Annotated in this window: 20 protein-coding genes; 10 read left to right on the top strand and 10 right to left on the bottom strand. The window is 68.8% G+C overall.

Annotated features, from left to right (window positions below):
* Positions 1–4: 4 nt before the first annotated feature.
* The 7 genes from E4341_RS03695 (at position 5) to accD (ending at position 5,879) form a co-directional block, all read left to right on the top strand.
* The gene (locus tag E4341_RS03695; protein WP_165115240.1) at positions 5–904 is read left to right on the top strand and encodes a class I SAM-dependent methyltransferase; all 900 of its coding nucleotides are present in this window, start codon (positions 5–7) and stop codon (positions 902–904) included.
* A 32-nt stretch (positions 905–936) separates the two neighbouring features.
* Positions 937–1,689 carry a pseudouridine synthase gene (locus tag E4341_RS03700; protein WP_165115242.1) on the top strand — a complete coding sequence of 251 codons (753 nt, stop codon included), beginning with the start codon at positions 937–939 and terminating at the stop codon, positions 1,687–1,689.
* 40 nt (positions 1,690–1,729) lie between these two features.
* Positions 1,730–2,371 carry a phosphoribosylanthranilate isomerase gene (locus E4341_RS03705; protein WP_165115244.1) on the top strand — a complete coding sequence of 214 codons (642 nt, stop codon included), beginning with the start codon at positions 1,730–1,732 and terminating at the stop codon, positions 2,369–2,371.
* Between the two features lie 89 nt (positions 2,372–2,460).
* Positions 2,461–3,663, top strand: coding sequence for a tryptophan synthase subunit beta (gene trpB, locus E4341_RS03710; protein ID WP_153924874.1), 1,203 nt, complete (start codon positions 2,461–2,463; stop codon positions 3,661–3,663).
* Entirely contained in the window at positions 3,660–4,139 is a 480-nt protein-coding gene (locus E4341_RS03715) for a hypothetical protein (RefSeq protein WP_165115246.1), read from the top strand. The genes trpB and E4341_RS03715 overlap by 4 nt, the downstream gene beginning before the upstream one ends.
* Positions 4,136–4,978: a tryptophan synthase subunit alpha gene (trpA, locus tag E4341_RS03720; protein ID WP_165115248.1), complete on the top strand. Its 843-nt coding sequence runs from the start codon at positions 4,136–4,138 to the stop codon at positions 4,976–4,978. Before E4341_RS03715 ends, trpA begins: the two co-directional genes overlap by 4 nt.
* Before the next feature lie 10 nt (positions 4,979–4,988).
* Positions 4,989–5,879, top strand: a complete 891-nt coding sequence (gene accD, locus E4341_RS03725) for an acetyl-CoA carboxylase, carboxyltransferase subunit beta (RefSeq protein ID WP_165115250.1) — start codon at positions 4,989–4,991, stop codon at positions 5,877–5,879.
* On the opposite strand, the gene E4341_RS03730 is transcribed toward accD, so the two are convergent.
* Positions 5,834–6,277: a DoxX family protein gene (locus E4341_RS03730; protein ID WP_165115252.1), complete on the bottom strand. Its 444-nt coding sequence runs from the start codon at positions 6,275–6,277 to the stop codon at positions 5,834–5,836. The genes accD and E4341_RS03730 overlap by 46 nt on opposite strands.
* Positions 6,278–6,313: 36 nt before the next feature.
* Between E4341_RS03730 and E4341_RS03735 the strand changes: the two genes are divergently transcribed.
* The gene (locus tag E4341_RS03735) at positions 6,314–7,600 is read left to right on the top strand and encodes a folylpolyglutamate synthase/dihydrofolate synthase family protein (RefSeq protein ID WP_165115254.1); all 1,287 of its coding nucleotides are present in this window, start codon (positions 6,314–6,316) and stop codon (positions 7,598–7,600) included.
* Here E4341_RS03735 and E4341_RS03740 read toward each other — a convergent pair.
* The 8 genes from E4341_RS03740 to E4341_RS03775 form a co-directional block, all read right to left on the bottom strand.
* Entirely contained in the window at positions 7,597–7,782 is a 186-nt protein-coding gene (locus E4341_RS03740; RefSeq protein ID WP_165115256.1) for a hypothetical protein, read from the bottom strand. The two genes, E4341_RS03735 and E4341_RS03740, sit on opposite strands and share 4 nt — an antisense overlap.
* Before the next feature lie 72 nt (positions 7,783–7,854).
* Complete coding sequence (gene trxA / locus E4341_RS03745; protein ID WP_017506226.1) at positions 7,855–8,184, bottom strand: thioredoxin; 330 nt, start codon at positions 8,182–8,184, stop codon at positions 7,855–7,857.
* A gap of 116 nt (positions 8,185–8,300) precedes the next feature.
* Positions 8,301–11,726: a double-strand break repair helicase AddA gene (gene addA / locus E4341_RS03750; protein ID WP_165115258.1), complete on the bottom strand. Its 3,426-nt coding sequence runs from the start codon at positions 11,724–11,726 to the stop codon at positions 8,301–8,303.
* Positions 11,723–14,788, bottom strand: a complete 3,066-nt coding sequence (addB, locus tag E4341_RS03755) for a double-strand break repair protein AddB (protein WP_165115260.1) — start codon at positions 14,786–14,788, stop codon at positions 11,723–11,725. The genes addA and addB overlap by 4 nt, the downstream gene beginning before the upstream one ends.
* On the bottom strand, positions 14,785–15,480 hold the full coding sequence (gene murU, locus E4341_RS03760; RefSeq protein ID WP_165118542.1) for an N-acetylmuramate alpha-1-phosphate uridylyltransferase MurU: 696 nt from the start codon (positions 15,478–15,480) through the stop codon (positions 14,785–14,787). The genes addB and murU overlap by 4 nt, the downstream gene beginning before the upstream one ends.
* 29 nt (positions 15,481–15,509) lie before the next feature.
* On the bottom strand, positions 15,510–16,601 hold the full coding sequence (amgK, locus tag E4341_RS03765; RefSeq protein ID WP_165115262.1) for an N-acetylmuramate/N-acetylglucosamine kinase AmgK: 1,092 nt from the start codon (positions 16,599–16,601) through the stop codon (positions 15,510–15,512).
* Positions 16,594–17,052, bottom strand: coding sequence for a tRNA (adenosine(37)-N6)-threonylcarbamoyltransferase complex ATPase subunit type 1 TsaE (gene tsaE, locus E4341_RS03770; protein ID WP_165115271.1), 459 nt, complete (start codon positions 17,050–17,052; stop codon positions 16,594–16,596). Before tsaE ends, amgK begins: the two co-directional genes overlap by 8 nt.
* A complete protein-coding gene (locus E4341_RS03775) occupies positions 17,049–17,903 on the bottom strand; it encodes a GNAT family N-acetyltransferase (protein WP_165115273.1) in 855 nt (284 codons plus the stop codon). The genes tsaE and E4341_RS03775 overlap by 4 nt, the downstream gene beginning before the upstream one ends.
* A gap of 115 nt (positions 17,904–18,018) precedes the next feature.
* On the opposite strand from E4341_RS03775, the gene E4341_RS03780 reads away from it, so the two are divergent.
* Both E4341_RS03780 and E4341_RS03785 read left to right on the top strand, forming a co-directional pair.
* Entirely contained in the window at positions 18,019–20,106 is a 2,088-nt protein-coding gene (locus E4341_RS03780) for a S9 family peptidase (protein ID WP_165115274.1), read from the top strand.
* 69 nt (positions 20,107–20,175) lie between these two features.
* Positions 20,176–22,287 carry a S9 family peptidase gene (locus tag E4341_RS03785; protein ID WP_165115276.1) on the top strand — a complete coding sequence of 704 codons (2,112 nt, stop codon included), beginning with the start codon at positions 20,176–20,178 and terminating at the stop codon, positions 22,285–22,287.
* A gap of 75 nt (positions 22,288–22,362) precedes the next feature.
* Here the strand turns inward: E4341_RS03785 and E4341_RS03790 are convergent, their stop codons facing one another.
* The gene (locus E4341_RS03790) at positions 22,363–22,668 is read right to left on the bottom strand and encodes a hypothetical protein (protein ID WP_165115278.1); all 306 of its coding nucleotides are present in this window, start codon (positions 22,666–22,668) and stop codon (positions 22,363–22,365) included.
* Positions 22,669–22,703: the final 35 nt, after the last annotated feature.

Genomic DNA, 22,703 nt, shown 5'->3' on the forward strand with positions numbered 1-22,703 from the left:
GACCATGACCACGCTTCTGTACGGCCGCCCGCCGGTCGTCTTCGATCCGCCCGGCGATGCGACCCAGACATCGCCCCTGATCCCGGACTCGGCTGCGCTGGAGGCGCAGGACCCCGGCTCGGCTGACAGCGTCATGATCTACGCCCCGCCCGGCGTGCTGGAGCGGCGCTACGTGCTGGCCCTGGCGCTGAAGGCGCTAAAGGTCGGCGGACGGCTGGATGTCATGGCGCCCAAGGACAAGGGCGGATCGCGCCTGGGCAAGGAGCTCAAAGGGTTTGGGCTCGAGGTCGCCGAGACCGCCAAGGCGCACCATCGCCGCTGCATCGTCATTCGACCCGAAACGGTCGAGGGGCTGGACGAGGCCATCGCCGCGGGTGGGCCGCAGATCGTGCCGGGGTTGGAGGCCTGGTCGCAGCCCGGCGTATTCGCCTGGGACCGGATCGATCCGGGTTCGGCGCTGCTGGCCGAACATCTGCCGGCGATGAAGGGCGAGGGCGTCGATCTGGGCTGCGGCTATGGCGCGCTGTCGATCGTGGTGCTGCGCTCGCCCGCCGTGAGCAAACTGAAGATGGTCGATCTGGATCGCCGCGCCATCCAGGCCGCTCGCCGCAATATCGAGGACGACCGCGCCAAGGTCTGGTGGTCGGATGCCCGCACCCTGGAGGCCAAGGGCGACAAGGATTTCGTGGTCAGCAATCCGCCCTTCCACGACGGTGGGGCTGAGGACCGTCGGCTGGGTCAGGCCTTCATCCGCAAGGCGGCGGAACTTCTGAAGAAGGGCGGCGTCGCCTGGGTCGTCGCCAACCGGCACCTGCCCTATGAGGCCGAGCTGAACGCGGCGTTCAAACGGGTGCGGCTGGTCGCCGAGGCGGGCGGCTACAAGCTGTTCGAGGCGGTGAAGTGACCGCGCTCAAGCAGTCCGAAGGGCGGTAGCGCATGAAGAAAACCCCGACGTCGAGGGTCGATCGTCTGCTGGGCTCGATGGGCTATGGATCACGCGCCGAAATGGCGCGGATGGCCAAGGCGGGCGGCATCGTGCTGGACGGGGCGGACCTGACGGACGTGTCCAAACGCATTGCGGTGACGCCGGACCTGCCCACGCGAATGGAGATCGACGGCGAGCCGCTGGACCCCGTGCAGGGGCTGGTGATCCTGCTGAACAAGCCGCTGGGCATGACCTGCTCACACAAGGAAGAGGGGGCGCTGGTCTATGACATCCTGCCGGGACGGTGGCGGGCGCGCGATCCCGCCATCTCGACCATCGGACGGCTGGACAAGCAGACGACGGGCCTGCTTCTGCTGACCGACGACGGCGATCTGCTGCACCGGGTGATTTCGCCCAAACGCCATGTGGCCAAGGTTTACCGGGCGGGTCTGGCGCGGCCTCTGACGGGCACGGAAGGCGCGCTGTTCGCCTCGGGCGAGCTGGTGCTGGAGGGCGAGGACAAGCCGTTGGCGTCGGCGGTGCTGGAGGTGGTGTCGCCGACCGAGGCCCTGCTGACGGTGACGGAGGGCCGCTATCACCAGGTGCGCCGGATGTTCGCCGCCGCCGGCAACCACGTCGAGACCCTGCATCGCGAACGGCTGGGCGGACTGGTCCTACCCGCCGATCTGGCGCCCGGTCAGTGGCGCCTCGCGACGGCGGATGAGGTCGCCTCGATTTTCACGACGCCCGAGAGCCTGGGTTGAAGCTCTTGACGCCTGCGGGATCGAACGCGCAGGTCGAGGGATGACCACCAAGATCAAGATCTGCGGCCTGACCACGCCGGACACGCTGGATGCCGCGCTGGATGCTGGGGCGGATTTCGTCGGCTTCGTGATGGTCAAGGCCAGTCCGCGGTACGCGGGGCCGGCCTTGGCGAAGCGGCTGGTGGATCGGGCGCGCGGCCGAGCGAAAACCGTATTGTTGTTTGCCGACATGGTCGGTCCTGAGATGGACGATCTGGTTCATGATCTTCGGCCCGACATGATCCAGCTGCATGGTCGCGAAACGCCGCTTCAGGTTCGCAACGCACGGGCCGACTGGGAAATTCCAGTGATCAAGGCGGTGGGGGTGGCCGGCGCAGAGGACTTGGTCGGACTGGAAGCGATGGAAGCGTCGGCAGACCACCTGCTGCTGGACGCCAAAGCGCCCAAGGGAGCCTTCTACAGTGGAGGGCATGGGTTGGCTTTCGACTGGACCCTGCTGGCGGACCGGGCGTTTCGCCATCCGTGGTTCCTGGCGGGCGGTCTCAACCCGGACAATGTGGCCGAGGCGCTGAGGATTACGGCTGCGCCCATGGTCGATGTGTCCTCTGGCGTGGAAAGCGCGCCGGGTGTTAAGGACGCCGACCGGATCGCGACCTTCATCCAAAACGCGCGCCGGTCGTAATTGCGACGCCTCTCCGCGTGAAAGTCGAAACCGTGAACGCCCAAACTCCCATCGTGGCCCCCATCCAAGCCGCCGATTCCGCCCAGCCGCTGTCGAACGCCTACGCCTGGCCGGATGCGCAGGGTCGCTTCGGTCCGTATGGCGGTCAGTTTGTGGCCGAGACCTTGATGCCGCTGATCCACGAGCTGGACGCGGCCTATAAGGCGGCCAAGGCGGACCCCAGCTTCCAGGCTGAGCTGGACAGCTTTCTGACCCACTATGTCGGTCGCGAAAGCCCGCTGTATTTCGCCGAGCGCCTGACCGAACATTTCGGCGGCGCCAACATCTGGCTGAAGCGCGAGGACCTGAACCACACGGGCGCGCACAAGATCAACAACTGCATGGGCCAGATCCTGCTGGCCCGTCGCATGGGCAAGACCCGCATCATCGCCGAGACCGGCGCGGGTCAGCACGGGGTCGCCTCGGCGACCGTGTCGGCGCGGTTCGGCCTGCCCTGCACGGTCTATATGGGCGCGGTGGATGTGGAGCGGCAGCAGCCGAACGTGTTCCGCATGCGTCTGCTGGGTTCGGAAGTCTTCTCGGTCACGGCCGGCGCCGCGACCCTGAAGGACGCGATGAACGAGGCGATGCGCGACTGGGTCACCAACGTCTCGGACACCTATTACATCATCGGCACGGCGGCGGGTCCGCACCCCTATCCGGCCATGGTGCGCGATTTCCAGTCGGTGATCGGCAAGGAGATCAAGAGCCAGTCGATGGCCCGAATGGGCAAGCTGCCCGAAGCGGTGGTCGCTTGCATCGGCGGTGGCTCGAACGCCATCGGCGCCTTCCACCCCTTCATCGAGGACGAGGGCGTGCGCCTGATCGGCGTCGAAGCGGCCGGCCATGGGCTGGATACACCGGATCACGCGGCCTCGCTGAAGGGCGGGCGGTCGGGCGTGCTGCACGGCAACCGGACGTACCTGTTGCAGGACGAGGACGGCAACATCGTCGAAGGGCACTCGATCTCGGCCGGGCTGGACTATCCCGGCATCGGGCCGGAGCACGCCTGGCTGCACGACATCGGCCGGGCCGAATATCGCTCGGCGACGGACAATGAGGCGCTGGAGGCGTTCCAGCTGTGCTCAAAGCTGGAAGGCATCATTCCTGCGCTGGAGCCGGCCCACGCCCTGGCGCGGACGGGCGAAGTGGCGCGCGAAGTCGGCAAGGGCGGCGATGTCGTCCTGCTAATGTCGGGGCGCGGCGACAAGGACATCTTCCAGGTCGCCAAACATCTGGGAGTGAACCTGTGATCCGTACCCTTCTTGCGGCGACCGCCGTCCTGAGCCTGTCCGCCGCCGCTGCGCAGGCCCAGACGCCTACCCCGACGCCGGCCCCCGCTGCGCCGCAAGGCGGTCCGGCTAACGTCGGCCTACTGCCCGGCGCGGAGCTGTCGCCCGATTGCGGAGGGCTGAACAATCTGACGGGGCGGGCCTATTGCGTGACCGCACAGCTGGGCCAGATCGGCGCTCTGGCCGACGCCTATATCGCCGATCTGGAAAGCAAGAACTGGCTGGCCGCCGGCGGTGACGACAACCGCGTCGTCTTCATCAAGCGCCGCGAGGCCGGCGGCTGCGACGGCATGCAGATGGTCGCCTTCTACGACACCACCAAGACCGCCGTCGCCGAACTGCCCGGCTATCTGGGCTTCGCCACCATTCCGGGCGACGTGTGCGCGGCTGCCGCGGCCGCGACACCGCCTGCCGCCGCCGGATCGCCGCAACAATGACCACCGCCCGTATCGACGCGCGCTTCAAGGCGCTGAAGGCCGAGGGCCGCGCCGCCTTTATTCCCTATGTGATGGGCGGCGATCCGTCGCGCGAAGAGGCGTTGGCGATCCTGAACGGCCTGCCGGCTGCAGGCGCGGACATCATCGAACTGGGCTTTCCGTTCAGCGATCCGATGGCCGAGGGGCCGCCGATCCAGCGGGCGGCGATCCGGGGCATGGCGGCGGGGTTCGGCCTGCGCTCGACCATGGATCTGGCCAAGGAATTCCGTAAGGGCGACGACGCCACGCCCATCGTGCTGATGGGCTATCTGAACCCGATCGAGAGCTTGGGCTATGACGCCTTCGCCGCCTATGCCGCCGACTGCGGCATCGACGGGCTGATCGTGGTGGACTGTCCGCCGGAAGAGGCCGGGCCACTGATCGAGGCGCTGGACAAGGTGTCGATCTCGCTGATCCGCCTGGCTACGCCGACCTCGGATGACGACCGGCTGAAGATCGTTGTCCAGGGCACCTCGGGCTTTGTCTATTATGTCGCCGTCGCGGGCGTGACGGGCGTCAAGGAAGCGAACGCCGACGTGGTGGCGCCGGCCGTCGAGCGGGTGCGCAAGGCCTCGGGCCTGCCGGTCGCGGTCGGCTTTGGGGTCAAGACGCCGGAACGGGCCGCCGAGATCGCCCGTGTCGCCGATGCGGTGGTCGTGGGTTCGGCCCTGGTGGACGAGGTGGCGGCGGCGCTGGAGGCGAACGAACCCGTCGCGGCGCGCGTTTTGGCCCGGGTGAAGGCGCTGGGCGATGCGGTTCGATCCGTCGCCGCTAGTGCTTCCGTGGTGGAAACCGTCTAAGAGCGCGCGGATGAACGACAAGACCAAGCCTCAGGAAAAGCGCGGCGGCTGGCTGAGCCGCTTTGCGCCCGGCGTCCGCAAGATCGTGTCGCGCCGCGACACCCCGGACAATCTCTGGGTCAAGGATCCCGACAGCGGCGAGATGCTGTATCGCTCGGACCTGGAGGCCGCCCTTTGGGTGACGCCGTCGGGCCGGCATATGCGCATCGATGCGCCGACCCGCCTGAAGGCCACCTTCGACGGCGGCGTCTTCCAGGCCATCGACACGCCGGACGTGCCGGAAGATCCGCTGAAATTCTCGGACGGCAAATCCTACAAGGATCGCCTGAACGCCGCGCGCAAGGCCGCGGGCCGCAAGGACACCATGGCCATCGGCTATGGTTCGGTCGGCGGTCAGAACGCGGTCGTGATTGTTCAGGACTTCACCTTCATGGGCGGGTCGCTGGGCATGGCGGCGGGCGAGGCCTTCATCAAGGCGGCGCGCGAGGCGGTGAGCCGCGAGGTTCCGCTGGTCTGTTTCACCGCCGCCGGCGGCGCGCGGATGCAGGAGGGCGCCCTGTCGCTGATGCAGATGGCGCGCACCACCCTGGCGATCGAGGAGCTGAAAGACGCCAGACTGCCTTACGCCGTGGTCCTGACGGATCCGACGACGGGCGGGGTGACGGCCTCCTACGCCATGCTGGGCGATGTGCATCTGGCCGAACCGGGCGCCCTGATCGGTTTCGCCGGACCGCGCGTGATCGAGGCGACCATCCGCGAGAAGCTGCCGCCCGGCTTCCAGCGCGCCGAATATCTGCAGGAAAAGGGCATGGTGGACCGGGTCGTGACCCGCGCCGACCTGCCGCGCACCCTGGGTCAGATCCTGTCCATGCTGATGGGCGGAACCCGCGCCGCCGCCTGAGACCGTCTGAAGGGCCAGTCGATCGCGGTCGAGGCCCACAGGCACCACCAGACGATGACCGGCTGAAACAGCAGGCGCGGGCCGTGATAGGCCCAGCCTAACCCTGCGCCCGACGTCATGAAGTTCACGGCATGCTGGATGTTGGCCGGATAGACGCAGACGGCGTAAGCGGCCAGCGCCCAGCCGGCGGCGACCCGCAGGCGCGAGATCATCAGACCCGCCGCACCCAGCAGTTCGGCGATCCCCGTCAGGGCCACGACCAGGGCCGGCTGCGGAACCCACGCCGGCGTGATCCGCACGAAGGGGCCGGGGACCATCAGATGCAGCACCCCTGCGCCCAGGAAGACGGCCGCGAGGACAATGCGCGCCGCTGTTCTGATCTGCGGCCTGGAAGTCATGTCGCGGTTCTCGAAATCAGGGGGTAAAGGAGGCGGATGGATCCCGTCTCCGAACGACTACGCGCGCGCCACCCCCAGCGGATCGACCTTTCGCTGGAAAGAATGCGCGTGCTGTGCGCGGCCCTTGGCGATCCGCAACACAAGCTTCCGCCGGTGATCCATGTGGCGGGCACCAACGGCAAGGGGTCGACCGTCGCCCTTATCCGCGCCATCGCCGAGGCGGCGGGGCTGAAGGTGCACGCCTACACCTCGCCCCATCTGGTGCGGTTCAACGAGCGGATCCGACTGGCTGGAACGCTGATCGAGGACGATCATCTGAATGCGATCCTGGACCGGATCGAGGCGGTCATGGCCAAGACGGACAGCGAGGCCACGGTGTTCGAAAGCACCACCGCCGCCGCCTTCCTGGCCATGTCCGAGACGCCCGCCGACCTGGCCATCATCGAGGTGGGTCTGGGCGGGGTGCTGGACGCGACCAATGTGATCGAGCGGCCGCTGCTCAGCGTCATCGCCCCGGTCGACTACGACCATGCGGAGTTCCTTGGCACGGATCTGGCCGCTATCGCCTCGGAAAAGGCAGGCGTGCTGAAGGCCGGAGCGCCGGCCGTGATCGCGCGCCAGAAGGAAGAGGCGATGGCGGCCATCGAACGTCGCGCCGCCGACGTCCATGCACGGCTGACCGTGCTGGGAGTCGACTTCGACGCCTGGGCCGAGCGGGGCGGTCTGGCGTTCCAGACGGCCGAACTGTTCATGGACCTGCCGGCGCCGGCCCTGGCAGGCGCGCATCAGATCGACAATGCGGCCCTGGCCGTGGCGGCGGCGGTCGAACTGGACCTGCCCGAGGCTGCGATCGCCGAGGGGCTGAAGCGGGTACGCTGGCCCGCGCGTCTGCAACGGATTTCGGCGGGGCCATACGGCGCTGCGGCCAAGGCGGCGGAGGCGGAGCTGTGGCTGGACGGGGGGCATAATCCCCATGCGGCGCGGGCGCTGGCGGCGTTTCTGGCCGAGCGTCAGGCGCGGGCGCCGCGTCCCCTGGCCCTGATCTGCGGCATGTTGAACAACAAGGATGCGGGCGGTTTCTTCGCCGCGCTGAAGGAGAGCCAGGCCACCGTCTTCACCGTCGGCTTCGACGGGGCGGCGGCCGAGCCAACGGCCCTGGCGGCCGTGGCCCGCGGGCATGGGCTGGCGGCGACCCCGGCGGGATCGGTTTCTGAGGCGCTGGACCTGGCGCTACGCCTGGGCGCGGGCCGGGTCGCCATCTGCGGATCGCTGTATCTGGCCGGCGAGGTCATGGGCGCCAGCGAGGAAACCTGGCCGGTCTAGCGCGTCATCCAAGGCTTGGACTTGCCGGCGGCGATGCGGGCGGCCTGTTCGCGCTGGAAGCGACCGCCGCGCGGCGGCTTGGCGCGCGCATCCAGCTTGGCGGTCTTCAGGCGCAGAGCCTTCTGGACCGGGGTCTCGCCGGGAATGTCGTCAGCCGGTTTCGGGGTGTCTTCGTCGCTCATGACGCCATCCTAGCATGAAAAACGCCCGCCGGTCGGACCGGCGGGCGCTTGATCTGACAGGGTCGAAAAGGCTCAGGCCTTGACGCCGGCCTCGGCCAGCCATTCGACGATCTTGCCCTTGGGCATGGCGCCGACCTTCATCGAAGCCATCTGGCCGTCCTTGAACAGCATCAGGGTCGGAATACCCTTCACGCCCAGCTTCGACGGGGTCATGGGGCTGTCGTCGATGTTGATCTTGGCCACGGTGACCTGACCGCCCAGCTCGTCGGCGATCTGTTCCAGCGCCGGGCCGATCTGTTTGCAGGGGCCGCACCATTCGGCCCAGAAATCGACCAGGACCGGGGTCGAAGATTTCAGGACGTCGGCGTCAAAGCTTTCGTCGGTGACTTTCACTGTCGCCATAAATGGCTCCTTGGGCGCTATCGCTCGGCGCGCGGCGCCTCGCTACTTGAGCGCAGGTTGATGTTGGCCGGAGCGTCCGGGTTCAGCCGCAGATGTGGGAGCGAATCGCGGGCAATTCAACTGCCCGCGAGCGCCGCCGCCAGCAGGGTCTCGGGAATGGGCATCAGCTTGGGTCCGTCGGTCCAGACCAGCGCGGCCTCGACCGGGCGGTCGGGATAGAGGCGTTTCAGCACGGCGACATAGACGGCGGCCTGCAGCACATAGGCGGGATCGACCGCCTCGACGGCGTCTGGCGCAGGGCGGTTGGTCTTGTAATCGACGACCAGAACCTTCTCAGGCGTGACCACCAGCCGGTCGATGCGGCCGTTGATGGCGACGCCGGGCGGCAGGTCGGGCGCAGATCCCGTCAGGGCGACCTCGGCGCGGGAGCCGGGACCGAAGACCGGGGCGAAGCGGGCGTCGTTCAGCACAGAGAAGGCGGCTGCGATCATCTCGGCGCGCTGGACCTCGTCCAGATCGGTCTCGCGGGCCAGCAGGCGCCGGGCGGCGTCGGGGCGGTCGGTGGTCGCGATCTCGGGCAGGCGTTCCAGCAAACGGTGGATCAGGTCGCCGCGCCGGAATCGGCCCAGCGATGCCCCGCCTGCCGCGCTGCGGGCCAGGGGCGAAGGGGCGGGGATCCGGATCGCGCCGCCCTCCATCCGCGACGGCGAGGCGAAGCGGGCGGCGGCGTCCGCCGGCGGCGGCGAGGCGGCCCAGGCGGGCAGGACGGCGACGGACCGCACTTCATCGGTGGCGACCGGGCGACACTCGGGATCGACGCCATAGCGACGCACGCCGTTGTCGACTTCGCGCACCTGATCGCCCAGGCGATCGAAGGTTTCCGAGAGGATCGACCACCAGCTGCCGGCTTCGGCGCCTCGGCTTGAGGCGCGACCCATGACGATGACGCGGTCCCGCGCGCGGGTCAGGGCGACATAGAGCAGGCGCAGGGTTTCGTCGTCGGTGCGGGCCTGGCGCGCGGCGCGGGCGTCGGCCGAGGCCGGACAGTCGTCCTTCGCCGAGCTGGGGGCCATCAGCCAGGCCTCGCCTTCGCCCTCCGGCGTGACCGCAGGCATCAGGGACGGACCTTGCGCCTTCGCCTTCATGGTCGTGTCGGGCAGGATGACGGTGGGCGCCTCCAGCCCCTTGGCGCCGTGGACGGTCATGACGCGGACCTCGCCGCGCGCGCCTTCCAGTTCGCGCTTCACCTCGACGTCGGCGGCCTCCAACTGCGCCAGGCAGGTCTCCAAATCGATCGCGCCACGATTTTCGGCGGCCAGCACCTGGTTCAGGGTCTCGTCGATGGCTTCTTCCGCCTCGCGCCCCAGACGGGCCAGGATGCGGGCGCGGCCGGACCGCCCCGTATCGTCCACGCGGTTCAGGGCCTGAGAGAAGAAGGCGAAAGGATCGCCGCCGCGCGCGCCGATGGCGGCCTGCAACGCATCACGGGCGCGGGCCCATTCAGGGCGTTCGTGCGCCCGGTCGCGCAGGTCGCGCCACAGCTGGCCGGCCTTGCGGTCTTCGCGTCCGGCCAGCGCATAAAGGCCGTCCTCGTCCACATCGCACAGCGGGCTGCGCAGCACCTCTGCCAGGGACAGGTCGTCGTCGGGGAAGCGGGCGAAACGCGCCAGCGAGATCAGGTCGTCGAAAACGATATGGCTGGACAATTTCAGCCGGTCCGCCCCGGCGACTGGCACACCTTCGGTCTTCAGCGCGCGGATGATCTCTTCGAAGGTCGCGTCGCGACGTCGGACCAGGACGATGTAGTCGCCATAGCCGGCGGGGCGCAGGTCGCGTGTGCTGCGATCGAAGACGGCGACGCCGCTCTCGACCTGACGGCGGATCTCGCGGGCCAGGTCGCGGGCCAGGCGCTTGCGAGCGCTGCCGGCGCTCTCCTGATCAACCGGATCATCCCAGGCGTCGGTTTCGGGCGCGGGCTCGTCCAGGAACAGGGGCCACAGGTCGATGGCGCCGTGCTGGCCGATGCGGGCGGGCAGGTGTCGGGCGATATCGCCCTGCGGGCCGGTCAGGGCGCGGGTGCGGTCGGGATCGGCGAAGACGGCGTCGACGAAGGCCAGCACCTCTTCGGTGGAGCGATAGGAGGTGTTCAGTTCCGGCCCGGCGAAGGGCTCGCCGGCGCCCTCGGCCAGAGCGAGGAAGGCGCCACGTTCCTGACGCAGCCGTTCGGGGCGGGCGCCCTGGAAGGAATAGATCGACTGTTTCTCGTCGCCGACGGCGAAGACGGTGCGGCCGGACTTTTCGCCAGAGTAGAACTCGCCGGTCAGGGCGCGGACGATGGCCCATTGTTCGGGGGCGGTGTCCTGGGCTTCATCGATCAGAACGTGATCGACCCCGCCGTCCAGCTTGTAAAGCACCCAGGCGGCGGCCCCGCTTTCGGTCAGCAGGGCGGCGGCGCGCGCGACCAAGTCGGGAAAGTCCAACGCCCCGCGCTGGGCCTTGGCGGCTTCGTAGAGGGCGGCATGAGCGCGGGCCAGGGTCAGGACCTTGACCGTATCGTCGGCGACCTTGGCCTTGCGCAGAGCCTCGCGCGTGGCGAGGAACTTGGTCTGAAGGTCCAGCAGCCAACCGACCGCGCCTTGCGGCGCCGACTTTGTGCCCATGCTCTTACGCGGTTCGCCCGCCTGGGTGCAGAAGACCCCGACCAGGGCCGCGAACTCGGCGTAAGGCGGGGCGGCGACGCTCATGGCGTCGGCGATCTTCTTGTCATTGGCCGAGCCGGTTTCCATGGCCTCGGCCATGCGGTTCCATTCGCCGGGATCGATGAAGGCGACGAAGTCTCGCTCCAGCTCCTCCGGGCTGCGATCGCGCTCGGCGCCGGTCAGGGCCCAGGGATCGGGCGCGGTTCCGGCCTCGGCGCGGTCGATATAGTCCAGCAGGTCGGCGCGCCTGGCCTCGATCATCGACAGCAGGGCCTGGAACCGCTGCCAGTCCAGTTCGACGGCGAAATGGCTGTAGGCCTGGCCGATGGGGCCGTCCGGATCGGCGACGGCGGCGCGGGCCAGGTCTTCGCGCGCGGCGTGGCTGAGGGCGGTCGCGGCCTGGTCTTCCAGCACAGTGAAGCGGGGCGAGACCCCAGCCTCCAGCGGGAACCGCCGCAGCAGCTTTTCGCAGAAGGCGTGGATGGTCTGGATCTTCAGCCCGCCCGGCGTCTCCAGCGCGCGGGCGAACAGCTTGCGCGCGCGGGACAGGGCGGCGTGATCCATCGCCTGCGGGTCGCCGTCGTCCAGCCGGGCCAGTTCGCGCGACAGTGCGGCGTCGTCCAGCACGGCCCAGCCGCCCAGCTGGTCGAACAGCCGGGCCTGCATCTCGGCGGCGGCGGCCTTGGTGTAGGTGACGCATAGGATGGCGCCGGGATCGACCTGATCCAGCAGCAGCCGCGCCACCCGGTTGACCAGGGTGGTTGTCTTGCCCGAACCGGCGTTGGCGGTGACGAAGACGGTCAGGCGCGGGTCGGCGGCGACGATCTGGGGGGCGATGCTCATTCTTCGTCCCCATCGCCGATCACAGACCATTCCCAGACGCGGGCCAGATGATCGTAGTTGCCGCCTTGGTTGCCCATAAACTGAGGCGCGGCCCAGGAGACGTAAGGCGTGTTCTCGTTGTCGAACCGGGCGACGCGGCGCTTCAGGCCGTCAAGCGCAGCCTGCGCTAAATCGGCGGCCTCAGAGCCCGAAGCGCGGGTGACGACTTCGCCCGCCGTCTTTCGCCCGACCACGCGGACATAGGTCAGTTCGTCGGGCGTGACCGGGCCGTTGGTGTCCTTGAACCCGCCGTCGGCCAGGATGGCGGCGGTCAGGGTGAGCTGCGGCGCGAAGCCGGACTTGACCTGTTTGGCGGACGGCGCCGCCCCGGTCTTGAAGTCCATGACCGCCGCGCCGTCGGACGCCAGCTCGATCCGGTCGGCGAAAGCCTTGACGGTGAAGGGGCCGGCGGGGGCGTCGAAGGTCATGGTCCCCTGCTGTTCGACCATGATGTCGACGCCGCGCGCGCGGCGTCGGCGCTCGAACTCTGTCAGCCAGCGGGCGCAGTTGCGGGCCAGCGGCGCCTCGCGGGCCATGGCCGCATCCTCGAACCCGCGCGCGCCCAGTTCGCGCAGCAGATGGTCGTGCAGGATGGCCTCGCAGTCGTCAGGCAGGTCGTTCGGCCAGTCCAGCGTCAGCCGTTCGATGGCGGCGTGGACGGCGTTGCCCCGAGCCAGCGCTTCGGCAGACGCGCCGGGCCGCTCCATCGCCTCCAGCCCCAGCACCCACAGGGCGTAGATGGCGTAGGGGTCGCGCACCCAGCGTTCGATGCGGGTGACGAACAGGCTGCGCGGACGGCGATGCACGGGCGGGCGCGGCTCGGGCCGTTTGGCGAACTGGGGTGGGCCGGGCGGCGGTGCGTCCAAGGCGCGGGCCCAATCGATGACGGCCGCCGGGCGGGCGATTGCGACGGGTGTTTCGACAGCGTTCGCGCCGCGCGTCAGCATCTCCAGCCGCCACAGCCAGCGCGAGCGGACGGCGGGCTGGCCGCCGCGCCGCTCGCTGTGGATCAGGATGACTTCATCGGCGCAGGCGGCCTGGACAAAGTCCTGCGCCGTCTGGCCCAGGCGGCGCTCGGGCGGGGGCAGGCCCAGCGCCTTTCGCATCGGGCGCGACAGGAAGGGGTCGGTCGGCGCCGCCTGGGGCCACACACCTTCCTCCAGCCCGGCGAGGATCATACGGTCCGCCCTGACCAGACGCGCCTCGATGGCCCCCAGAATCCGCAGCGACGGATGGGTGGCCCCGCCGGTGCGCACGACGTTTTCCTTGACCAGGGACGTGACCAGTTCGGCCAGTTCCGCGCGGCGGATACGGCCCAACGAGGCCCCGCCCTCGATCAGGCCGGACAACAGGGCGGCGGCGGCCTCGCCGTCGGGGCCGGCCCAGGCGTTCTGGCCGGCTAAGGTTTCGATCAGCCGGGTCAGGGCCGAGGCGGCGACGTCTAGATCCGCATCGGGCGCGAAGACGGCGGTCGCGGCCTCGATGGCGGCCTGAAGCTGATCGACCAGACGGGTCGCGGCCGACAGCCGGGCCTGTTTCCATTCGGGCGGCGCCTTGCCGCGCCGGTCGGGCTGTACCGCCTCCAGCAGGCGGCGATGGATGGCGGCGAAGTCGCGTGGGCGGGGGCCGCGCAGGGCGTGTTCCTCCAGCGCGACGACGGCTGCCGCTTGAAAGGTGTCGCCCAGGTCGAACCGGACCAGCGGATGTTTGACGACGGCGAGCAGTAGATGGGGCTGGACCGGATCGGCGATCCAGCGGGCGCACAGATCGATCAGGGCGCCGGCGGGCAGCCGCGAAAGGGGGGCGCCGGCGGACGAATCGGGGATGACGCCCCAACGCTCCAGCCGGGCGGTGACGCGGCGGCCCAGGGCCTGATCCGGCGTGATCAGGGCGCAGGTCTTTCCGGGTGTCTCCAGCGTCTCGCGCATCATCAGGGCGATGGCGGCGGCGGCCTCTTCCTCGGCGCGGACGGACAGATGGGAAAGGCCCTGCAAGCCCTCGGCGATCGGATCACGCGCCTCCTTGCGGGCAACGGCCGCCAAGCGGATGTCGCGGATGGCGCGGCGCCAGTCGTCGGTCGCCTCGGCGGGACGCAGGGCCTCGTTGACCAGCCGCTGGCGCGCCAGTCCGCGCGCCTCGCGGGCCGGAGGAACGGCGGGACGGAACCAGGGGCGGACGCTCTCGCGCGCGATCTCGCAGCGGTCCAGCAGCCGCTTCATCGCACTTTGCGGATGCTGTTCGTCCAGCTGGTTCCAGACGCCCGCGTCCAGATCCAGGTCGAGGCCAGGCAGGACGACGCAGCCCAGCGGCGCCCGCGCCACGGCCTTCAGCACGTCGCCGGCGGCGGGGACGGTGCCGGTCGAACCGGCGGCGATGACGGGCTGGCGCGGCGGCTCGCGGTCCCACAGCTCGGCGAGGCGGCGCAGCAGGGTCGCGCGACGCCAGGCCGGATCGACCAAACCCAGTTCGGCCAGACGCTTGGGCCAGGCCTCGACCGCCAGACCCAGAAACTCGGCCGACCGTTCCCAGTGTTCGGCCATTTCGCCGTCGACCAATGTGGCGATCCGCTCGGGGTTCTGAATCTCTTCCAGTTGGCAGGAATCGAGGAAGCCGCCCAGCGCGTCGGCGAGGTCCAATGCACGCATCGGGCTCAGGGATGCATCGAACTGTTCGACGATCATCCGCGCCATCTCGAACCGGCGCGTCAGGGCGGGGATGGCGGGCGGCAGGTCCAGACCCAGGGCGCCGGGCGTAAACGGCGGCTCGTCCTCCTCAAGATCGCCCAGCGGCCGCACCTGAGGCAGCAGGATGGGGCGACCCTGCGACAGCTTGGACAGGGCGCCGGTGAAGGCGCGCGCGGCCCGGCGGTTGGGCAGCAGGATGGTCGCGTCCGACAGGGTTTCGGGCGGCAGATCGCCCAGCCAGGCCAGCACCCCGGCGGCTAAATCCTCAAGGAATGGCCGGTGCGCGGGGATGGCATACCAGCGCGGCGTGTCGCCCAGGAAGGGATCGAACAGGCTCACGCGTCTCCCGCCAGTTTCGCCTCGGCCTCATCGCGCGCCTGCGGGTCGCCGACGTGCATCCAATCGCCGTCCAGGACGCAGCCGAACAGACGTCCCTCAGCGGCGGACTGGCGCCAAAGGGGGCTGAGGGAGAAGGGGCCGTCGGGGCCGTGATCGGCATAGCCGGGGCGGGTGATGTGGACGCCCATATAGGCGAACGGCGCGGAAGGGCCGTCGCCGCGGAAGGTTAGCTTTCCGTCGTCGGCCATGAAGAAATCGCCGTCGCCCTCGAAGCCGATGGAGCCTTCGCGGCGGGCCAGCAGCAGGGCGGCGTCCATCGTCTCTGGGTTCCACAGACGGACCAGATCGGCCAACGCACCGCCTCGGTCGATCCAGACGCTGTCGATATTGGCGACGAAGACGGGCTCCTCGCCCAGCAGGGCGTGAGCCTTCTTCAGCCCGCCGCCGGTCTCCAGCAGTTCGGCGCGTTCGTCGGAAATCACGACTTCGGGGCCGCGCCCGCGCGCCGCGAGATGCGCTTCCAGTCGGTCGGCGAACCAGTGGACATTCACTACCGCCTTTTCGACGCCGGCGTCCGCCAGACGGTCCAGCACATGGTCGATCAGGGCGCGACCATGGACCTCGACCAAGGCCTTGGGTCGGTCGTCGGTCAGGGGGCGCATGCGCGTGCCCAGGCCGGCGGCGAGCACCATTGCGGTCTTGGGGGCCGTCTTTGGAGCGGTCATGCGCGCACCTCGGCAGGAACGTGACGGTCGAACCAGCGGGCGACGGGCGCCAGGGCCGGCTGGTCCAGATTGGCGTTCAGGTGTCGCCACATGCGCGGCAGGAACTGGCGGTATCGCGGCTTGCCGTCGCGCGCGATCAGCCGTGCGAAGATGCCGATGATCCGCGCCTCGTTCAGGCCGGCGAGGCCGGCGTAGTCGGCCATGAAGGCGGCGCGGTCGATGCCGGGCCGCAGCGCGAAATAGCGGTCCAGCGCCTCGACCTCCAGCGCCGGCGAGACGTCGCGGCGGGCGTCCTGAAGCAGGGAGTGCAGGTCCCACGACGGGTGGGCGCGCACCGCGTCCTGAAAGTCGATCATGCCGACGCGGGCGGCGCCGTCGCGCTGGGGCAGCCAGATCAGGTTCTCGGCGTGATAATCGCGGTGAGCCATGACCGAGGCCCCGGCCGCGCCCGAGGCGACGATCGGCGCCCAGGCGGCGCGCCAGTCGGCGACGGCGACGGCGTCGAAGCGGACGCGGTCGTCGAGCCTCGGCAGCCAGTCTACGAACAGATCGGCCCCGCCCTGAAGCGCCGTATCGTCATAGGTCAGAAGCGGCCAGTCGCCGCCGGGACCGTGCAGGGTTTCGGGCGGAGCGCCGGCCTCGTGCAGAACGGCCAGGGCCTCGATGGCGGCCAGATAAAGCGGCGTCTCGTCGGCGCCGCTCTCGATCACGCGGGCGAACAGGTCGTCGCCGAAATCCTCCAGCACGGCCAGGCCGTTGGCGGCGTCCAGCGAAGGGATTTCGGGGGCGGACAGGCCCAGAGATTTCAGATGGGCGGCGACGGCGGCGAAGGCCTCGATCCGGCCGGCGGACAGGCGGGCGACGGCGTTCCAGCCGGCGGCGTGACGCTGCTCGGGCGTCCAGCGCGGATCGCACGGCCGGCTTTCGGCGGCGGGCGCCTGATCCATCAGCATCAAGGTCGGACCGGTCGTCGGCGTTAGCCGCTCATACCGCCGCGTCGAGGCGTCGCCGGGCAGGGGGGCGCGCACGGCGTCGGCCAGGCCGGCGGCCTTCAGGAAGTCAAGACGGAGGGTTTCGCGGTCAGACATGTAGATCCTTCAGCCCCGTTTCCCATCGGCCTACGCCGGAAACGGTCGCAAGGCGGCCTTCGCCCTGTTCGGAGATTTCGATGATCAGTTGGTCAGGCCCCAGGAATTGGCCCGGTTCCTCACCCAGCCGTTCGGGCCATTCGATGACGGCGCACCCCTCGTCCAGCGCCTCATCCAGGCCGATCTCGAATGCCTCTTCCGGTCGGGTCAGGCGATAGAGGTCGAAATGGGCGACTGGCGGGTCGCTTTCGTAGAACTGGACCAGGGTGAAGGTCGGGCTGGGCACGTCCTCGTCCGGCGTGGTCAGGGCGCGGATCAGGCCGCGCGCCAGGGTCGACTTGCCCATGCCCAGCGGACCGTAGAGCAGCAGACTGTCGCCCGCCGCCAGCAGGGGGGCGATGGCCTGGCCCAGGGCGGTGGTGGCCTCGGCGTCGGGCAGGGCGATCTTCATGGAAACACCGCATCAGGATCGGCGGCCAGGGTGCGCTCGGTGAAGGTTTTCAGCGCCTCGGTGGCCTTGGCCGCGTCCGCGTCCAGCCGGTCTGCGGGAATGGGCAGGCCGACATCGACGCCGAACAGCTTGCCTTCCTTGTTCAGCAACTCATGGAACAGGGTCACGTCGCGCAACTCCTGCGAGACCTTGTCGAACAGGTGAAACAGCCGGCTGTAGGGGCCTGTGACATGCATGGGCACGACCGGCGCACCGTATTTACGCGCCATGGAGGCGGCGGTCGGGGCCCATTCGGGATCGGTCAGGACGCCGTTCTTCTCGCGCGCCAGACGGCCGGCGGGGAACATGACGACGCAGCGTTCGGCCTCGAACGCCTCCTTGGCGGCATTCAGCGTGGCGCGGGTCTTTTCGCGGGTGCGTTTGTCGTGGACCCACTCGACGGGGATGATGGTCTCGTCCAGCCGGGGCGAGACGCGGATGGCGTCGGCGTTGGCGAAGAAGATCATGTCTGTGCGCCGCTGCTTGATCGCGTCGAACACGGCGACCCCGTCGGCGATGCCGGTGGGGTGGTTGCAGACGACGACGCAACGGCCGGTCGCGGGCAGGCGCTCCAGATTCGTCGTCGTAACCTTCAGCCTCAGCAGGTCCGAGACAAAATCGAAGGTCTCGGTCCCCGACAGGTCGCGGATGGCGTCGGCCATTCGCACCGCCGCCCCATAGCCTAGCACGCCGTAAAGCGCCGGCCGCACGACCGGCCACAGCGGCGAACTGGTCAGGCGCGGCGCGCGTTCGGCGATCAGCACATCGACGATGTGGGGCTGACGGCGGGCGGGAAGGGTGGCGGCGGTCATGAAAGATCGCTTGTCGCCGGTTCGGTCGGAGGGGGCAAGATGCGCGGCGTCGTGGACGCTTGGCGATCGGACGGGCGGCCCCTATCACTGTCGAAAAGCTGTGGGGGATGAAGACATGACGCGTTCACGCTGGATGGCGGCGGTCGCCTTTGGAAGCCTGATCCTGGCCGCTGCGCCGAGCTTCGCCCAGCAGACGGCGCCTGCCGCTGCAGAGTCGCCGGCAGCCCAGCCCCAAGCTCAGCCGCGCGGCCTGTCGCTGAAGGATCTGGCGATGATGGAGCGGGTCAGCGAGCCGCGCGTCTCGCCGGACGGCCGCCAAATCCTCTACGCCGTGCGCACCACCGACTGGGAGGGCAACAAGGGCGTCAACGGCCTGTGGCTGGCGGACGTGTCGGGCGGCGAGCCGCGCAAGTTGGCGATCTCGGAAGGCGGCGCCTCGGGCGCGCGCTGGGCGCCGGACGGCGGGGCCATCTATTTCCTGTCGTCGCGGGGCGGGTCGAACCAGGTCTGGCGCACGGATGCGGCCGGCATGGCGGCGGCCCAGGTGACGACTCTGCCTTTCGACGTGTCGGGCTTCCGCATCGCGCCGGATGGCAGGTCGCTGGTCTTGGCCGTCTCGGTCTTCGTCGATTGCGACACCCTGGCCTGCACCAAGACGCGGCTGGATGCTCGGGGTAAATCGACGCTCCAGTCCTATGACCGTCTGCCGCTGCGCGACTTCGACCACTGGGTCGATACGCGCCGCACCCATCTGTTCGTCCAGCCGCTGAACGGGTCGGGTTTGAGTGGCGGCGAACCGCGCGATCTGATGGCGGGCCTGGACGCCGATGTCTCGGCCGGCGATTCCAGCTTCGACATTTCGCCGGACGGCCGCACCCTGGTCTACGGCACGCAGACGCAAGGGGCGGGCGAACCCTTCACCAATAACAGCGACGTGTTCCGCGTCAGCCTCGAGGGCGGGACGCCGGTCAATCTGACCGAGACGAACAAGGGGTCGGACGGCAATCCGGTCTTCTCTCTGAACGGTCGCCAACTGGCCTGGCTATCGGCGCCGCGCGAGAACGTCGGCGGGGATCAGGCGGCGGTCTGGGTAGCGAACGCCGATGGCTCCGGCGCGAGGAAGCTGACCGACTGGGATCGCGGCGCGGGCGGCCTGCAATGGCGCACCGATGGCCGGTCGCTGCTGGTCTCGGCGGCGGACGAGGGCCAGAATCGGCTGTTCTCGGTCGACGCCCGCACCGGCCGGATCACGCCCCTGACCGGAAACGGCACGGTCGGCGCCTATGAGGAGAAGGTCGGGGTCTTGGCCTACGCCCACGAAAGCTTCGTCGCCCCGACCCAGATCTTTGTGCAGACGCGCGGCGAACCCCGCCAGATCAGCCGCCAGAACGCCGAGGTGCTGGCGCAGCTGGACCTGCCCAAGGGCGAGGCCTTCACCTTCGCCGGCTGGAACAATGAGCCGGTGCAGGGCTGGGTGTTCAAGCCGGCGGGCGCGGTCGAAGGTCGGCGCTATCCGGCGGTCTATCTGATCCACGGCGGGCCGAAATCGCCTTGGACCGAAAACTGGTCCTACCGTTGGAATCCGCAGGTCTATACGGCCGCCGGCTATGCTGTGGTGATGATCAACTTCCACGGCTCGCCCGGTTACGGCCAGGCCTTCACCGACGCGATCAACGATCACTGGGGCGACCGGCCGCTGGAGGATCTGGAGAAGGGCTGGGCGGCGGCGCTGTCGAGCAATCCGTGGATCGACGGCGACCGGGCCTGCGCGCTGGGCGCCTCCTACGGCGGCTATATGGTCAATATGATCGCCGGAAAGTGGAACGGGCCGTGGCGCTGCCTGGTCAACCACGCCGGGGTGTTCGACGTGCCGCAGCTGATGAACGCCATGGATATCGGCAACTTCATCTGGGAGTTCGGAGGACCAAGCTGGGAGCGCAAGGCCGTGTATGACGCCTTCAATCCTGAGACTTACGCTGGCGATTGGAAGACGCCGATGCTGGTGCTGCATGGCTCCAAAGACTTCCGCGTGCCGATGGAGCAGGGGCTGGCGACCTTCTCGGCGCTTCAGCGTCAGGGCGTGCCTAGCCGCTTCGTCCATGTGCCGGACGAGAACCACTGGGTGCTGAAACCTCGCACCTGGGTCGACTGGCAGCAGGAAATCCTGGATTGGGTGGGCCGCTATACGGCGCCGGCGGGCTGAGCGACCCATTGACGCGCCTTGGCAGGGTGCTACGCCTCGCGGCCAGAAAGCTTCGCGAGGAAGATCTTGATGCGTCACCGTTCCCTTCTGTCCGCCGCCTGCGCGGCTGTTGCGCTGATGAGCGCCGCGCCTGCCCTGGCCCAGGTGCCGCCCGCGCCGGTTCCGGCCGCGCCCGCGACGCCTGACACCTTCACCTACAAGGATATGATCTCGGCCAACCGGCTGGGCGATCCGCAGGTGTCGCCGGACGGCCGCTACGTCGTCTATTCGGTCACGACGACGGACGTGGAGGCCAACCGCCGCGCCAGCAGCCTGTGGATCCTGGACCTGAACGCGCCGGACACGGCCCCGCGCCGCCTGGCCATCTCGGATCAGGGCGCCAACACCGCGCGCTGGGGCGGGGACGGCAATCTGTACTTCCTGTCGGGCAAGTCTGGCGCGAGCCAGGTCTGGCGCGTGGCCTCGCCCACGTCGGCGCCGGTTCAGGTGACGAACCTGCCCACCGACGTGAACGCCTATCGGATCAGCCCGTCGGGCGACAAGGTGGCGGTGTCGCTGGCCGTTTATCCGAACGCGGCCGACCTGAACGCCTCGGTCCAACAGGGCAAGGCCATCGCCGAGCAGAAAACGACGGGCCAGGTCTATGACCGCATGTTCGTGCGTCACTGGGACACCTGGAACGACCACACCCAGAACCACCTGTTCGTCCAGTCGATCGGCCGCGACGGCAAGGCTACGGGCACACCGACCTGGATCACCAAGGGCTTTGACGGCGACACGCCCTCCAAGCCCTTCGGCGACGAAAGCGAGTTCGTCTTCACGCCGGCTGGCGACGCCGTGGTCTTCTCTGCGCGTCTCGCCGGTCAGACCGAGCCGTGGAGCACCAACTTCGACCTGTGGAAGACCAACGGCCTGTCGGGCGACGGCACCTTCACCAACCTGACCGACGGCAACGACGCCTGGGACACCGGCCCGGTCTTCTCGCCGGACGGACGGACCCTGGCCTATCGCGCCATGGCGCGGCCGGGCTTTGAGGCCGACCGCTACCAGATCGTGCTGATGGACGTCGAAACGGGCCAGAAGCGCGAGATCGCCTCGAACTGGGATCGCTCGGCCGATACGCTGCAATGGTCGCGCGACGGCCAGACGCTGTACACGACGGCGGGCGACGTCGGCTCGACCAAGCTGTTTTCGGTGGACACGCGCAACGGCGTGGTTACGCCGATCACGGGCGCAGGCCACGTCTCGGGCTTCCAGCAGACGCCCACGGGCTTCGTCTTCGCCCAGGACAGCCTGCGCGAGCCGGGCGACCTGTATTTCAAGACCTATCTGGGCCGCGAAATGCCGCGTCGTCTGACGCAGTCCAACCCCGCCTTCGCCGCCAAACAGTTCGGCGAGTATGAGCAGTTCAGTTTCGCCGGCTGGAACAACGAGACGGTCCACGGCTATGTCATCAAGCCGGCCGGCTACGTCGAGGGCCGCAAATATCCGGTCGCCTTCCTGATCCACGGCGGGCCGCAGGGTTCGTTCGGGGACGGCTGGTCCTATCGCTGGAACCCCGAGACCTACGCGGGCGCGGGCTATGCGGTGGTGATGATCGATTTCCACGGCTCGACGGGCTACGGCCAGGCCTTTACCGACGCGATCAGCCAACACTGGGGCGACCGCCCGCTGGAAGACCTGCAGAAGGGCTGGGCGGCGGCTCAACAGAAGTACAGCTTCCTGGACGGCGACAACGCCTGTGCGCTGGGCGCGTCGTATGGCGGCTATATGATCAACTGGATCGCCGGCAACTGGTCCAATGAATTCAAATGCCTGGTCAACCACGACGGCGTCTTCGACACCTTCGGCATGGGCTATTCCACCGAAGAACTGTGGTTCACCGAGTGGGAATACGGCGGCACGCCGTGGGACAAGCCCGAGGGCTATCAGAAGTTCAACCCGGCCAACCACGTCGATAACTGGAAGACGCCGATGCTGGTGGTTCAGGGCGACCGCGACTTCCGCATCCCGACCGCCCAGGGCCTGTCGACCTTCACCGCCCTGCAACGGCGCGGCATCGACAGCCGCCTGATCGTCTTCCCCAACGAGAACCACTGGGTGCTGAAGCCGGCCAACAGCCTGCAATGGCACAATGAGGTTTTCGGCTGGCTGAACAAATATCTGACGCCGACGCAGTAACAGGCGTCCATCCGGACGACAAAAAGGGGCGCGGTCCAACGACCGCGCCCCTTCTTCATGCCCGTTTATTCAGGATCAGAGCGCCGCGCGCTGCATCGGCGCGCCGGCCAGGCGGTCATACTGATGCGCGGTCATGCAGCGCGGCGCGGCCCAGCGCTGGCCCGACTGATAGGCGGCGACCGCCTGTTGAGCCGTGACAAAGCTCGGCGTCGCGCCATGGTCGCGCTGATAGGCCGTGCGTGAGGCCACATCGGTTCCGCATACCCTGACGGTTTGCAGCACGGCCGCGCGCTCGGCCGGGCGCGGACTTTGCGCCATCACCGGCGTCGTTGCGGCCGCCAGGGCCGCGGCGATCAGGGCGGGGGTCAGAAAACGGGTCATCGGCAATCCTCCACCGCCTGAATTAAGATCAGGAC

Source organism: Brevundimonas sp. 'scallop', from assembly GCF_011045535.1.
Lineage (GTDB): Bacteria > Pseudomonadota > Alphaproteobacteria > Caulobacterales > Caulobacteraceae > Brevundimonas > Brevundimonas vesicularis.